This window comes from Pseudomonas sp. IT-P253, from assembly GCF_949768125.1.
In the GTDB taxonomy this organism is placed as follows: Bacteria; Pseudomonadota; Gammaproteobacteria; order Pseudomonadales; family Pseudomonadaceae; genus Aquipseudomonas.
Genome location: NZ_CATKPT010000018.1, coordinates 19188 through 33192, shown reverse-complemented (window position 1 = coordinate 33192; position 14005 = coordinate 19188). Strand labels below are relative to the sequence as shown.

Annotated in this window: 11 protein-coding genes and 4 tRNA genes; 2 read left to right on the top strand and 13 right to left on the bottom strand. The window is 59.0% G+C overall.

Features of this window, described 5'->3' with window-relative positions; translation table 11 throughout:
• Window positions 1–53: 53 nt before the first annotated feature.
• Window positions 54–308, bottom strand: a complete 255-nt coding sequence (locus tag ACM6IR_RS11505) for a hypothetical protein (RefSeq protein WP_414907813.1) — start codon at window positions 306–308, stop codon at window positions 54–56.
• A gap of 559 nt (window positions 309–867) precedes the next feature.
• Between ACM6IR_RS11505 and ACM6IR_RS11500 the strand changes: the two genes are divergently transcribed.
• Window positions 868–1092 (top strand): hypothetical protein, encoded by a 225-nt coding sequence (locus ACM6IR_RS11500; protein ID WP_414907812.1) that lies wholly within the window; start codon window positions 868–870, stop codon window positions 1090–1092.
• 198 nt (window positions 1093–1290) lie between these two features.
• On the opposite strand, the gene ACM6IR_RS11495 is transcribed toward ACM6IR_RS11500, so the two are convergent.
• Window positions 1291–1367 (bottom strand) — tRNA-Val (locus tag ACM6IR_RS11495).
• A gap of 183 nt (window positions 1368–1550) precedes the next feature.
• Between ACM6IR_RS11495 and ACM6IR_RS11490 the strand changes: the two genes are divergently transcribed.
• Window positions 1551–2834, top strand: a complete 1284-nt coding sequence (locus tag ACM6IR_RS11490) for an NAD(P)/FAD-dependent oxidoreductase (protein ID WP_414907811.1) — start codon at window positions 1551–1553, stop codon at window positions 2832–2834.
• Window positions 2835–2952: 118 nt separating this feature from the next.
• Here ACM6IR_RS11490 and ACM6IR_RS11485 read toward each other — a convergent pair whose 3' ends face one another.
• The 11 genes from ACM6IR_RS11485 to ACM6IR_RS11435 form a co-directional block, all read right to left on the bottom strand.
• Complete coding sequence (locus ACM6IR_RS11485; protein ID WP_414907810.1) at window positions 2953–3924, bottom strand: XdhC family protein; 972 nt, start codon at window positions 3922–3924, stop codon at window positions 2953–2955.
• Window position 3925: 1 nt separating this feature from the next.
• Entirely contained in the window at window positions 3926–5161 is a 1236-nt protein-coding gene (locus tag ACM6IR_RS11480; RefSeq protein ID WP_414907809.1) for a c-type cytochrome, read from the bottom strand.
• 2 nt (window positions 5162–5163) lie between these two features.
• Window positions 5164–5703: a (2Fe-2S)-binding protein gene (locus tag ACM6IR_RS11475; RefSeq protein WP_414907808.1), complete on the bottom strand. Its 540-nt coding sequence runs from the start codon at window positions 5701–5703 to the stop codon at window positions 5164–5166.
• A complete protein-coding gene (locus ACM6IR_RS11470; RefSeq protein ID WP_414907807.1) occupies window positions 5696–8527 on the bottom strand; it encodes a xanthine dehydrogenase family protein molybdopterin-binding subunit in 2832 nt (943 codons plus the stop codon). The genes ACM6IR_RS11475 and ACM6IR_RS11470 overlap by 8 nt, the downstream gene beginning before the upstream one ends.
• 533 nt (window positions 8528–9060) lie before the next feature.
• A tRNA-Asp gene (locus ACM6IR_RS11465) sits at window positions 9061–9137 on the bottom strand.
• A gap of 105 nt (window positions 9138–9242) precedes the next feature.
• Window positions 9243–9319, bottom strand: a tRNA-Asp gene (locus ACM6IR_RS11460).
• 55 nt (window positions 9320–9374) lie between these two features.
• A tRNA-Val gene (locus ACM6IR_RS11455) sits at window positions 9375–9450 on the bottom strand.
• A 246-nt stretch (window positions 9451–9696) separates the two neighbouring features.
• Window positions 9697–10473, bottom strand: a complete 777-nt coding sequence (locus ACM6IR_RS11450) for an SDR family oxidoreductase (protein ID WP_414907806.1) — start codon at window positions 10471–10473, stop codon at window positions 9697–9699.
• Window positions 10470–11681 (bottom strand): O-succinylhomoserine sulfhydrylase, encoded by a 1212-nt coding sequence (locus ACM6IR_RS11445; protein WP_414907805.1) that lies wholly within the window; start codon window positions 11679–11681, stop codon window positions 10470–10472. The genes ACM6IR_RS11450 and ACM6IR_RS11445 overlap by 4 nt, the downstream gene beginning before the upstream one ends.
• A 176-nt stretch (window positions 11682–11857) precedes the next feature.
• Complete coding sequence (gene purF / locus ACM6IR_RS11440; RefSeq protein WP_414907804.1) at window positions 11858–13363, bottom strand: amidophosphoribosyltransferase; 1506 nt, start codon at window positions 13361–13363, stop codon at window positions 11858–11860.
• Window positions 13364–13404: 41 nt separating this feature from the next.
• Entirely contained in the window at window positions 13405–13965 is a 561-nt protein-coding gene (locus ACM6IR_RS11435) for a CvpA family protein (RefSeq protein ID WP_414907803.1), read from the bottom strand.
• Window positions 13966–14005 lie beyond the last annotated feature (40 nt).

The following is a 14005-nucleotide window of genomic DNA, read 5'->3' as shown; positions in this document are numbered from 1 at the left end:
GAGCTTACGAAGTTATCCAAATCAACTGTCGCGGATGCATGAAGGGAAATGATTCACTCCCCCCGTGCTTTGTTGGCTTGGGAGACAACAGACGCAGCGAGGGCCTTTGTTTCCTCACTGTATTTGTCGCTCTGGAGAACCTTGCCCGCAACCGTTTCCATTTCAGCACTTGTCTGTTTTGCGGAGTGGGTTTGAGCTAACGCCGAAGCGGCGAGGCGTTTAGCAATCGCGGATGCGTTCGAGTTACTGAGGGTTTCGGAGGCCAATTTGGCCACCTTGGATGAGGTCTTCTTACTATTGATGGTCATGCGGTGATACTCCAAATTTAGGTTTTGTGTCAGCCCTAATGGAGTACCGGCCAGCAGAGAACCGTTGACGATCCCGTCAATGTTTGGCTCAATGCAATCCCCCTAGGGCTAACGTAATCGCTACTGTTTAGCTTTAGTTGGTGCGGGTGGTTGTGATCTAAGTTGTCCAGACCGAACACGACCACTCGCAGACTTTTCTAAGCACCTCGTTCGAGGTCAGCAGCTAACGGAAATCCCTACATGTAGGGTTTTTTCGCCGTCGGAATACAAGATAATGGGTTTTACGGGGTGTTGCAACGTACCACCTGTGGATAAACCTGTGCGTAATTTGTGTGTGAAAGGTGGAACGAGCGTGTAGGCCGCGACCTAGCTGGAGCGCACCATTTTTCACTGATTTTCAGCGATTGAAAACAGTCATTCGGATTTTTAAGGGCGCGAACCCTATCTCAAAATTCCGCTGTATATAGTTGCGAGCCAAGACCCTTTTAGAACCACCGTTTACCGCTCAACCTGATGATGGCAAAGTGACCCCACTCTAACCACGCAGGAAGCAAAGACAATGAAAGACATCGTGATTACCGTAGTGAATTTCTTCGCTTGGGCAGGAATCATCGTTGCAACGGTTGTGGGTTACTTCGCGATGAAAGGCAACTATGAGTACATCGGCGCCCTGATTGGCTTCGCCGCTGGGTGCCTAGGTTCTGGAGTGTGGTTTGTACTCTCAGCAATCCATCAGAATATCCAGACTATCCGAGACATTGCCATCAAGCAGTCGCAAGGCTGATCACTACTTTCAACACCCGCCCCAACCACATCGACGCAGAGCAGAACCCCACCCAAGAATGAGCTGATATCGGCGTTCACATTGCCCAGTGTGAACGAACCCGATATTTTGTGAACGTTCTGCATGAAATCCACAGCACAAAAAAGGGCCCACCTTTCGGTGAGCCCTTCTAGACCGCCCAGCAGAGCGGATTTTGTTTGGTAGGCGCGATTGGACTCGAACCAACGACCCCCACCATGTCAAGGTGGTGCTCTAACCAACTGAGCTACGTGCCTGCTGTGAGGCGGCATTCTACGGAATTCCGGAGGGGTGTCAACACCTTTTTTCGAGCTAACCCTATGAATATGCAAAATATTTAATTTCGCAGCTGCAAAGAAGATTTTCCGGTGGCTGGCGGTCGATTTTTAACTCGGGTAGGATCGACGCACTCGTAAAATATATTAAACAGAGGCGGCAGGATGGCGAACACACCTTACCCAGAGTCCTATTACGCCGCATCGGCCAATGCGGTTCCGCCGCGCCCGGCCTTGCTGGATGACGTAGAGACTGATGTCTGTGTAATCGGCGCCGGTTACACGGGTCTGTCCTCTGCCCTGTTTCTGCTGGAGAACGGTTTTCGGGTGACGGTCCTGGAAGCGGCCAAGGTGGGTTTTGGTGCGTCGGGGCGCAATGGCGGCCAGATCGTCAACAGCTATAGCCGTGATATCGATGTGATCGAACGCAGTGTCGGTCCAAAGCAGGCTCAGCTGCTGGGGCAGATGGCGTTCGAGGGTGGGCGGATCATTCGGGAGCGGGTTGCCAAATATAATATCCAGTGCGATTTGAAGGACGGCGGCGTGTTCGCCGCCATCACCGCCAAGCAGATGGGCCATCTGGAATCGCAAAAACGACTGTGGGAGCGTTTTGGTCACACGCAACTTGAGCTGATGGATCAACGCCGCATCCGTGAAGTGGTGGGCTGCGATCAATACGTCGGCGGCATGCTCGACATGAGCGGCGGCCATATTCACCCGCTGAACCTGGCGCTCGGTGAAGCGGCGGCCGTGGAGTTGTTGGGCGGCACGATCTATGAGCAGTCGCCGGCGGTGCGCATCGAACGGGGTGCGAACCCGGTCGTGCACACGCCACAAGGCAAGGTCAGGGCCAAGTTCATCATCGTTGCCGGCAACGCCTACCTGGGCAATCTGGTGCCGGAGCTGGCAGCCAAGTCGATGCCGTGCGGGACTCAGGTGATAGCTACCGAGCCGTTGGGGGAGGCGTTGGCGAAAAGCTTGCTGCCGCAGGATTACTGCGTCGAAGACTGCAACTACCTGCTCGACTATTACCGCCTGACCGGCGACAAGCGCCTGATTTTCGGCGGTGGCGTGGTGTATGGCGCGCGGGACCCGGAGAACATCGAGGCGATCATTCGACCGAAAATGCTCAAGGCCTTCCCACAGCTCAAGGACGTGAAAATCGACTACGCCTGGACCGGCAATTTCCTGCTGACACTGTCGCGTCTTCCTCAGGTCGGACGGCTGGGCGACAACATCTACTATTCCCAGGGTTGCAGCGGCCATGGCGTGACCTACACGCACCTGGCGGGCAAGGTGCTGGCTGAAGCGTTGTGTGGCCAGGCTGAGCGTTTTGATGCGTTTGCCGATTTGCCGCACTACCCGTTCCCGGGTGGGCAATTGCTGCGCACGCCGTTTGCGGCGTTGGGCGCCTGGTACTACGGGTTGCGAGACAAGCTCGGGTACTGACAGACACCGAAAATCTTTGCGGGAGCGAGCCTGCTCGCGAAGGCAGCGAAACAGTCAACATGGATGTTGACTGTGCCGACCTCTTCGCGAGCAGGCTCGCTCCCACAAAGGAGTAACGTTAGAGCCGATCTCGCGCAATGCCGCTGCGGATCCGCAGGATATCGGCGAGTACCGCCAGGGCGATTTCCGCGGGAGTCTTGCTGCCCAGGTTCAGACCGATTGGCGCATGGATCCGCGCCAGCTCGGCATCACCCAAACCACCAATTCTTCGCAGTCGCTCGAAACGCTTCTGCGAGGTCTGCATCGACCCCATCACACCGATGTAAAACGCATCGGTGCGCACCGCTTCCATCATCGCCAGATCATCGATGCGAGGATCGTGGGTCAACGCCACTACCGCCGTATCGCGGTGACAGCCGCCGTCAGCAATGAATACTGACGGTAACTGACGACGAATCTCGACGTTTTCCAGGACCACGCCTTCCAGCACTTCGTCGCGAGGATCACAGAGAATGACCTCGAACCCCAAACCAACAGCAAACTCCGCACAGGCCTGAGCGACGCTGGAATACCCTGCCAGCAACAAGCGCTGAGCCGCCCCGACGCGCACACGTACGCGGTCGATCTCACGCTCGATGCGCACGCCTTGCTCGCTGTCAGTGAACAAACGGCGCACGCCGCTGGCCAGATCGATTTCCCGGATCAAGCGACACTGCCCCAACAGCGCCGACTCCAGTTCTCGCAAGTGAGCTTGAACCTCGCAATCGGAATCAAGCTTCTCCACCAGCACATCGAGCACGCCGCCACAGGGCAGGCTTACCCGCGAACGTGGATCGTCGCCCTCTCCGTAACGAACCACGCTGACCGCATCCAGAAACGCGCCCTCGGCGACACGCTCGAGAAAATCCTCCTCGACGCAGCCGCCGGACAGCGAACCGATCCATTGCCCTTCAGCATTTACCGCCAGCAATGAGCCCGGCGCACGCGGCGCCGAGCCATAGGTGGCAAGCACCGTGCACAGCCAAATGCGCTGACCGGCCATCGACCATTCCAGCGCCCGTCGCACGACTTGCAGATCGAGATGCTGCATGTCAGTGCGCCTTGTGCTCGAGCGGCGGTGCATCGGCCCGTACTTTCTGCACGTCGTTTACCGCCAGATCACCCGACTGACCACCCCAGCCCTGACGCAGGTAGTTGAGCAGATCAGTGAGTTGCTCGTGGCTGAGTTTTTCGGCGAATCCCGGCATTGGTTGCAGGTGTTCGAAACCGGAAAACTTCTGCTCACCGATACCGTCGTCGATCACCCGAACCAGGTTGCGCGGATCTTCCAGGCGCAGCGTGGTGTTGCCGCGCATGGCCACGGCGATGTGCGGCTTGCCTTCGCCACCAACCGCATGGCAACCGGCGCAGACATTCAGGTATTCCTGACGGCCGCGCTGGGCGCTGGCACTGAGCTTGTCCAACGGCATGTCGTTGAGGATCTTCGCCGCCGGCGGCTGATCGCCAAGCAGGAACGTCGCCATCGCCGCCAGATCCGGGTCATTGAGACCTTGAGTGCTGTTGTGGAACACCGGAAACATCTCGCTGAACATCGTGCCTTGGGCGCTCATGCCGTGCTTGAGGAACGAGCTCAAGTCCTGATGATTCCAGCCGCGAGCGGCCAGGTCATTGGCCAGCAGGCCTGGTGCCAGATAGCCGTTGAGCAGGCCACCGGTCAGGCGCTTGTCCTGCTGCATCGCACCCGGCAAACCACGAGGGGTGTGGCATTCGCCGCAGTGACCGAGCACGTCGACCAGGTACTGGCCGCGCTTGAAGGCTTCGCTTTTGCCTTCGGTCGGCGCGAGTTCCACGTCTTTGCCGTAGAGCATGTTCCAGCCCATCAGGCCCAGGCGCACGTTGAACGGAAAGCTCAGGCGGGTGATCGGCGCCGCACGCTCGATCGGCTCGACGGTCTTCAGGTACGCATGAATCGCGTCCGAGTCTTCACGGGGCATCAGGTGATACGAGGTGTAAGGCATCGCCGGATACAGGTTCGCGCCATCGCGGCGCTTGCCTTCGGTGAGCGCGGCGAAGAATTCGTCATCGTTGTACAGGCCAATGCCGTGCTCTTTGCTCGGGGTGATGTTGGTGCCATAAATCGTCCCGAACGGCGAGACAATCGGCAGGCCGCCCGCAAACGGTGCGCCACCCGGTGCGGTATGGCACGCCATGCAGTCGGCGGCGCGAGCGAGGTAATCGCCGCGCTTGACCTGATCGTCCGCGTGAGCCATTAACGCCGGCGCAGCCAGACCAACCACCAATGCCAGGCGGGAAAGTAGAGGCTTCATGCTTAACCCTCCTTGACCAGGCCGAGATCGGTCAGCACGTTGCGCGTGGCGCTGTAATAGCGGACGTAGCCAGTGCAGCGGCAGATATGGTGACCGAGACTGTCCTCGATGACTTTCTCCAGCTGACTTTTAACGATCGGCTGACGCTGAAGTTTTTCCACCAGCACCGTCGCGGCATTCACAAACCCCGGCGCGCAGTAGCTGCACTGGAACGCGAACTCATCGACGAAACGTTGCTGGATCGGGTTCAACTGAGTGACCTTGCCCTGCTCATCGCGGGTCGCGTGACCTTCGATGGTCCGCACTTTCTTGCCTTCGAAGTAATGCGCGCCGGTGATGCAGGTGCGCACTTCTTCGCTGGTGCCGTCCGGGTTATCGACGATCACCACGCACGCGTGGCAGATGCCCTGACCGCAACCCAGGCGCGAGCCAGTGAGGTTTTTGTATTCGTGCAGGTAGTCGATCATCGGCAGATCATCAGGGATGTCCACTGGGCCGACAGATTGACCGTTGAGGGTCAGTTGAAGCGGACGGTTAGCCATTGAGGGCCTCCTTGATGCGTGCAGACGTGATAGGCAGGTCGCGAACCCGTTTGCCGATGGCATGTGCCACGGCGTTACCGATGGCACCCACCACCGGGATCATCACCACTTCAGCAATGCCCTTCGATGGATCGCTTGGCGACAGTGGCGGCAAAATCTCGGCCGTCTGCTTCCAGACCGCAACGTGTCGCGCCATGGGCAGGCGATAACGGTTGAAGTTCCAGTCACCCTCCCCCGGCCCGCCTTCGTACAACGGCATCTCTTCCATCAGCGCATGACCGATGCCCATTGCGATCCCGCCTTCGACTTGTCCTTTGACCAGCTCTTCCACCAGTACCCGACCGCACTCAACCCACGAGTGGTGATTGAGGACCTGAACTTCGGCCGAACCTTTGTTCACTTTCAGTTCCACCAACGTCGCCACCGGGCTGTAATAGGTCACTGCCGCGTTGTTCAACTGGGTGTCCGGGTAATGCACGTTCTGTCGATCCAGCAGATGGAAACCAGCGCTGTTCATCTGCGCCTTTTTCACACTCGGAGCGCCGTCGCCGTACTTGACTGCCAGACCGTCGAGCGGCAGGCGTTCACGCACGCCGTCGATGCTGAACTCGGCGTCGGCCCAGCTCCAGCGGTTGAAACCGTGCACGGTCGCACCGGTGACCAGACCACGCTCGTGAGCGTGTTTGGCCAGCTGTTCGAAGCTCAACGGTTGCATGCCGTTGGCGGTCAGTTTGCCATCGACCCAATGCGCATCTTCACGACGCACCACGTACGGGTTGGCTTGGCCGCCATATGGGCCCTGGCCCCAGATCTGCAACGCCGCCGGCCACAAACCGTGATTGAACAGTACGCGCGCCGCTTCACGGGTGGCGTGGCTGAAGTAATACGCGGAGTTGGTCGCTGACGACGCCGAGGCCAATTTGCCGACCCAGCGCGGATTGCGCAGCAAGCTGTCCTGTTCGGCCTGACTCATGATGTACGGGTTGCCGCCGCTGATGAGTTGCAACTCTTTCCATTCGGTCTGGCCGGTCTTCACTTCAGTCGCCGGAACGCCAAGGAAATCCGCCACGACCAAGGCTTGCGAAGTCGACATACCGGTGCCGATTTCGATACCAATGTGGCGCAGGGTAATGTGCCCTTGCGCGGTGAATTCGATGCTCGCCATCGGTGCTTCGGAACCCGTGCCGAAATCTTTCTGGCAGATGGCGAAACCGATGCCGTACCAGTTGTCCGGGTCTTCGGATTCGCGTTGCTTTTTGATCGCGTCGCGATTTTTCCAGACCTCATGCACGGCGGCCTTGTCGAGAATCTCGTGCAGGCGCAACGCACCTGCCGGCACTGCGCCCTGGGTGTTTTTCATACCCGAGACCATGGCGTTTTTCTTGCGCAAGTCGATGGCATCGATGCCGAGACGACCGGCAATCTCATCCACCATCATCTCGGTGGAAGCCATGCTTTGCAGGGTGCCGTAACCGCGCATCGATCCGGCTTCAACAGCGCGGGAATGATAGGCGGTGACCTGCAAATCGTTCTGCGGCATGTAGTAGATCGACTGCGCCGCCGTGGCGCCAACCGCCGCCACAGACGGGCTGTAGTTGACTCGTCCACCGCCGTCGACGCTCATCTCGGCGCGGAAAATCTTGAAACTGTGATCGGTCTTGTCCACTGCCAGTTGGTAGCGGATGTCGAACGGGTGACGTTTGATCCCGCTCTGAAATTGCTCGTAGCGATCATTGGCCAAACGCACCGGCACACCGGCGCCGTACAGCGCCGCGAGGGCCGCGTAGTAGACGAAAATGTTGTGGTCTTTGGAACCGTAACCCACGGTGTAGCCAGGGTGCATGTTCAAGTTGGCCAGGCCGAAACGCGACGGTGCGATCATCTTCGCGGTTTCGGTCGCCGCTTCCAGTGGGCACTGAGTCGCCACCACGAAATGCAGGGTTTTGGTCGACGGATCGTACCAGCCGTTGCCGTTGTCCGGCTCCATGGCGGCCGGTTCAATGGACGGGGTTTTGTAGTGTTCGTCGAACACCAGCCAGTTGTCTGGCGGCGCGTCGATCTGCTGCTTCATGCGTTCAGCGTAAAACAGCCCGCGCTCGGTCAGATTGCCGTGCAGGTTCGGCTGGGAATTCCATACCGGACGGCGGTTGCGCAGCATCGGGAACAGGATCGAATCCTTGAGGCTGGCGAACTCATCTTCGTCCGCCGAGGTCGCACCGCCGACCCGCACGTAGCGGAAGCTGCCATAGGGATCGCCTTCGTAGAACGGCACTTGGGCGCCGTAACGAATCGCTTTGTCATTGAATTTGAGTTTGGCCTTGGCCTGACGGAAGCGCTCGAAATCGTTCCAGATCAGGATCGCCACCGGGTGACCGATGAACATCGGCACCTTGCCTTCCGGCAGCAGCGGATCAGGCGCGTGCTCCTCCGGAAAGACGATGCCGTCCTTGTCCAGGTCGGCGGCGGTGACGATGCGGTCGGGTTGCAACTCGGCACCAAGCCACGACAGGTCATAGCCGGCGTAGATGCGGTCGGCCTTGATGGTTTTCAGCAGCATGGCGTGGCCTTGCTGCTGGGGCCAGCCCGGCATGTCCTTGGCGCGGATGTCGCGGGCAAAGACCTTGCTGCCGCAGACCTTCGACAAGGCATCGTTACGCGAGCGCGCCTTACCGTTGTTACCAAGCCATTGCTCGGACGGCACGGTCACGCTGTTTTCCATCAAGGCGGCCAGCGCCTGGGTGCTGAGCGGTGTAAGCGTCACGCTCACACCCGCCACCAGCCCGCCCTGCAGGAACGAGCGCCGGGATATATCACGGTTGGACATGGATCATCCTTTGGGCGGTTAGGGACCCGCCCTTCTGAATTATGTACTGGAAATCTCGAGTCTTGCAGAAACCCTTTCTGACGATACAAAGGGCTGTAGTGACAGTGCAAAGCTGACCGAAAGGTTAACTTTAAAGGTTTATGCGCTCGCCGCAAACAACCCGCTGCAAAAAAATTGACTAAAGAATCAATTTATTGCGACTTTTCTGTCTATTGAGCGTATCGCGGCGGCGCTGAGTACACCCATTCGCATGCGGTGGTGCTTATGCCGCTTTCGCGAGCAAGCTCGCTCCCACAGGGGGTTTGCGTTGTTGTGCAGATGGAGTGAACGGCAAAAGCCCACTGTGTGAGCGAGCCTGCTCGCGAAGGCGTCTTCGTAACCGAGTAATTCAGTACCGCGACAGGAAAGGAGGAGCAGCCAAATTTCAGACACAAAAAACCCCGGTCTTTCGACCAGGGTCTTTGCTATCGACTCGAATAAGCCAGTGGCTTTCTTCGTAGCTCCAAGGCGTTCAGTGGGCCTTGAGGCAGATATGGCGCAGCGGACGGGACTCGAACCCGCGACCCCCGGCGTGACAGGCCGGTATTCTAACCGACTGAACTACCGCTGCGTATCGCTTTGAGCTGACGCTCAATTAACTGGTCTGATTGAAAGCTCCGAGACTTTTCAATCTCTCTTTCAATCTCGAATCAGGGCAAGCCTGACTCGGTAAATATGGCGCAGCGGACGGGACTCGAACCCGCGACCCCCGGCGTGACAGGCCGGTATTCTAACCGACTGAACTACCGCTGCGCGTCGGTGGAGGCTTTTAAAGGCTTCCATCTTGCTTTCACAAGACTCTCGGAAGTGGTGGGTGATGACGGGATCGAACCGCCGACATTCTGCTTGTAAGGCAGACGCTCTCCCAGCTGAGCTAATCACCCGTTTGCATCTCCGAGGCCGCGAAATTTACGCAGGTAGCGAACCTAAGTCAATAGCAGGATTGAAGTTTTTCTGAAAAAGACAAAATCGTGTCATTCCGGTCAACGCCAGCAATAGTCAAACCGCCTTCACGAGCGAGCTCGCTCCCACACTGGATATGCGTCGTACACACGGCAATCAACTGTGTACGAGCCTGCTCGCGAAGGCGGCAGCACATCCAACTTCAATGCTGGCCAGCTCGATGCGGTTTACTCGCTGTAAATCATCTTCTTGGTCATGCCGCCATCGACCACAAACTCCTGGCCCGTGACGAACCCGGCGTTCTTCGACAGCAACCACGCGACCATTGCTGCAACGTCCTCGACCGTCCCTACCCTGCCCGCCGGATGCTGGGCATGGTCAGCCTCGGTCAGCGGTTCGGCGCGCCGTACAGCGGGGTCCCGCGTATCGATCCAGCCAGGACTGACCGCATTCACCCGGATTTCCGGCCCAAGGCTGATCGCCAAGGCATGAGTCAGGGCCAACAGACCGCCCTTGCTCGCCGCATAGGCCTCTGTGTCGGGTTCCGATTGACCGGCGCGGGTCGAGACCAGATTGACGATCGCCCCGCTGTGAGCCCGCAGGTACGGCGCACAGTGCTTGGCCAACAGCATCGGCCCACTGAGGTTGACCGCCAGCACCCGATTCCAGTACGCCAGATCGAGGCTTTCCAGGGTGATGTTGTGCGGATCGGCCACCGCGGCGTTGCACACCAGCGCATCCAGACGCCCGAACTGCCCCAGCACTTCGGCGACACCCAACGCCACCTGCCCTTCATTCGAGACATCCATGGCGATGAACCAGGCGTTATCGCCGAGCACCTTCGCCACTTTCGAACCGCGCACGCGGTCCAGATCCGTCAGCACCACCTGCCAGCCTTCACTGATCAGCCAGGCCGCAATCCCCAGACCAATACCCCGCGCAGCACCGGTCACCAGTGCGACACGGCCATTGGTGCCGGTGCTCGGCGCGGACAACGCGATCACAAGGCCGCCAAGCCACGCGCCAGATCGGCTTGCAGGTCTGCCACGTCTTCCAGGCCGACCGCGATGCGGATCAAGCTGTCACGAATGCCTGCCGCCTCACGCTCTTGTGGCGCCAGACGGCCGTGAGAGGTGGTGCCCGGGTGGGTGATGGTGGTCTTGGTGTCGCCCAGGTTGGCAGTGATGGAAATCAGACGCGTAGCATCGATAAAGCGCCAGGCGCCCTCTTTGCCGCCCTTGACCTCAAAACTCACGACCGCACCGAAGCCCTTCTGCTGACGCTGAGCCAGTTCGTGCTGCGGATGGCTCTTGAGACCGGCGTAATGGACTTTCTCGATGCCGTCCTGCTGCTCCAGCCACTCAGCCAATTGCTGGGTGTTGGCGCAATGTGCCTTCATGCGCAGGCCCAGGGTTTCGAGGCCCTTGAGGAAGATCCAGGCATTGAAAGGGCTGAGGGTCGGCCCGGCAGTACGCAGGAACCCGACCACTTCTTTCATCTGCTCGCTACGACCGGCCACTACGCCGCCCATGCAACGGCCCTGGCCGTCGATGAACTTGGTTGCCGAGTGCACGACGACGTCCGCACCCAGTTTTAATGGCTGCTGCAACGCAGGCGTGCAGAAGCAGTTGTCGACCACCAGCATCGCGCCTTTGGCGTGAGCAATTTCCGACAGCGCAGCGATGTCCACCAGCTCGGCTAATGGATTGGACGGCGACTCGACGAACAGCAATTTGGTGTTGGACTTGATGGCCGCATCCCAGCCGGACAAATCCGCCAGAGGCACGTAATCGACCTCGACGCCGAAGCGCTTGAAGTATTTCTCGAACAGGCTGATGGTCGAGCCGAACACGCTGCGCGACACCAAGACGTGATCGCCAGCACTGCACAGGCTCATCACCACGGCCATGATCGCAGCCATGCCGGTGGCCGTGGCGACAGCTTGCTCGGCGCCTTCCAGCGCGGCAATGCGCTCTTCGAACGCGCGCACGGTCGGGTTGGTGTAACGCGAATAAACGTTGCCTGGCACTTCGCCGGCAAAGCGTGCCGCCGCATCGGCGGCAGTACGGAATACGTAGCTGGAGGTGAAGAACATCGGATCACCGTGTTCGCCTTCCGGCGTACGGTGCTGACCGGCGCGTACGGCCAGGGTATCGAACGCTACGCCGTCGAGGTCGCTGTCCAGCCGACCGGCATCCCAATCCTGACTCATGCTGTCACTCCTTGCCTTGTTCGGTAGTAGATACAAAACCGGCCTGGAGGGGAACACCCGTTACTGTAGGAGCGAGGCTTTGCCCGCGAAGGCGGTGTCATAGGCAACAATGATGTTGAATGTGACGACCTCTTCGCGAGCAAGCCTCGCTCCTACAGAGACAGGCCGGTAGTTACTCAGTTGTTATACAGATCAATGATCGCGCTGACTGCCTGTGTCTTGACCTTGGAGGCATCGTTACGGGCCTGCTCGATCTTGTTCAGATAAGCCTCGTCGACGTCGCCGGTGACGTAATGGCCGTCGAACACCGCGCAATCGAACTTCTCGATCTTGATCTTGCCGCCACCGACCGCTTCGATCAAGTCAGGCAGGTCCTGATAGATCAGCCAGTCAGCGCCGATCAGATCCGCCACATCCTGAGTCGAACGGTTATGAGCGATCAGTTCGTGGGCGCTTGGCATGTCGATACCGTAGACGTTCGGGTAGCGAACGGCCGGTGCCGCGGAGCAGAAGTAGACGTTTTTGGCGCCGGCTTCACGGGCCATCTGGATGATCTGCTTACAAGTGGTACCGCGTACGATCGAGTCGTCCACCAGCATCACGTTCTTGCCGCGGAACTCCAGTTCGATGGCGTTGAGCTTCTGGCGTACGGATTTTTTCCGAGCGGCCTGCCCCGGCATGATGAATGTCCGGCCGATATAGCGGTTCTTCACGAAGCCTTCGCGGAACTTGACGCCCAAGTGGTTCGCCAGCTCCAGGGCCGCGGTGCGGCTGGTGTCCGGAATCGGGATGACCACGTCGATGTCGTGCTCTGGGCGCTCGCGCAGGATTTTCTCGGCCAGCTTCTCGCCCATGCGCAGACGGGCCTTGTAGACCGATACGCCGTCGATGATCGAGTCCGGACGCGCCAGGTACACGTGTTCGAAGATGCATGGGGTCAGGGACGGGTTGGTTGCGCACTGACGGGTGTGCAGCTTGCCGTCTTCAGTGATGTAGACCGCCTCGCCCGGTGCCAGGTCGCGAATCAGGGTGAAACCGAGCACGTCCAGGGAGACGCTTTCGGAGGCGATCATGTACTCGACGCCTTCGTCGGTGTGACGCTGGCCGAAGACGATCGGGCGGATGCCGTGCGGGTCGCGGAAACCGACGATGCCGTAGCCGGTCACCATCGCTACGACCGCGTAACCACCGACGCAACGGTTGTGCACGTCGGTGACGGCCGCGAATACGTCTTCTTCGGTTGGCTGCAACTTGCCGCGCTGGGCCAGTTCGTGCGCGAACACGTTGAGCAGCACTTCCGAATCGGAGTTGGTGTTGACGTGGCGCAGGTCAGATTCGTAAATCTCCTTCGCCAGCTGTTCAACGTTGGTCAGGTTGCCGTTATGCGCCAGGGTGATGCCATAAGGCGAGTTGACGTAAAACGGTTGAGCTTCGGCCGAGGTCGAACTGCCCGCGGTCGGATAACGCACATGGCCAATGCCCATGTGCCCGACCAGGCGCTGCATGTGACGCTGATGGAACACGTCACGCACCAGACCATTGTCCTTGCGCAGGAATAACCGGCCATCATGGCTGGTGACAATACCGGCAGCGTCCTGGCCGCGGTGCTGGAGGACGGTTAGCGCGTCATACAGCGCCTGATTGACGTTCGACTTACCGACGATACCGACGATGCCACACATGCGACGCAACCCCTACTTAATGGATCTGAACTGAACACAACTTACTGAGGTGTTTTGACCATCGGCAAGAGGTGCTCCTTGAACGGTATCTCAGCGGGTACGCTGATACCGCTGGCAAGCCACTGACTGCTCCACCCGAGGATCAGGTTTTTGGACCAGTCTGCAACCAATAGAAATTTTGGCACGAGCTGTGACTGTTGCCACCACCCGTCCTGCTGTACCGGCCCCAGGCTCAACAGCCCGACCGCCACGACCACCAGCAACACGCCACGCGCTGCGCCGAAGGCCATGCCGAGGAATCGATCGGTCCCGGATAGCCCGGTGACGCGTACCAACTCGCCGATAAGATAATTGATCATTGCGCCCACGATTAAGGTGGCGACAAACATGATGGCACAGCCCGTGATCACACGAGCCGATGGCGTTTCTATGTAACCGCCGAGGTACTCGGACAATGAACCACCGAACATCCAGGCGACAACCCCTGCGATGATCCAGGTCACCAGCGATAGTGCTTCCTTGACGAAGCCGCGGCTCAAACTGATCAATGCGGAGATGGCGACGATTGCAACGATCGCCCAGTCAACCCAGGTAAATGGCACAGTGCAGCCTACAGACGGATAAGGCGGCGCATTTTAGCAG

Coding starts and splice junctions, on each gene's coding strand:
- ACM6IR_RS11505 (WP_414907813.1), bottom strand. CDS start 308: ATGACCATCAATAGTAAGAAGACCTCATCCAAGGTGGCCAAATTGGCC.
- ACM6IR_RS11500 (WP_414907812.1), top strand. CDS start 868: ATGAAAGACATCGTGATTACCGTAGTGAATTTCTTCGCTTGGGCAGGA.
- ACM6IR_RS11490 (WP_414907811.1), top strand. CDS start 1,551: ATGGCGAACACACCTTACCCAGAGTCCTATTACGCCGCATCGGCCAAT.
- ACM6IR_RS11485 (WP_414907810.1), bottom strand. CDS start 3,924: ATGCAGCATCTCGATCTGCAAGTCGTGCGACGGGCGCTGGAATGGTCG.
- ACM6IR_RS11480 (WP_414907809.1), bottom strand. CDS start 5,161: ATGAAGCCTCTACTTTCCCGCCTGGCATTGGTGGTTGGTCTGGCTGCG.
- ACM6IR_RS11475 (WP_414907808.1), bottom strand. CDS start 5,703: ATGGCTAACCGTCCGCTTCAACTGACCCTCAACGGTCAATCTGTCGGC.
- ACM6IR_RS11470 (WP_414907807.1), bottom strand. CDS start 8,527: ATGTCCAACCGTGATATATCCCGGCGCTCGTTCCTGCAGGGCGGGCTG.
- ACM6IR_RS11445 (WP_414907805.1), bottom strand. CDS start 11,681: ATGAGTCAGGATTGGGATGCCGGTCGGCTGGACAGCGACCTCGACGGC.
- purF (WP_414907804.1), bottom strand. CDS start 13,363: ATGTGTGGCATCGTCGGTATCGTCGGTAAGTCGAACGTCAATCAGGCG.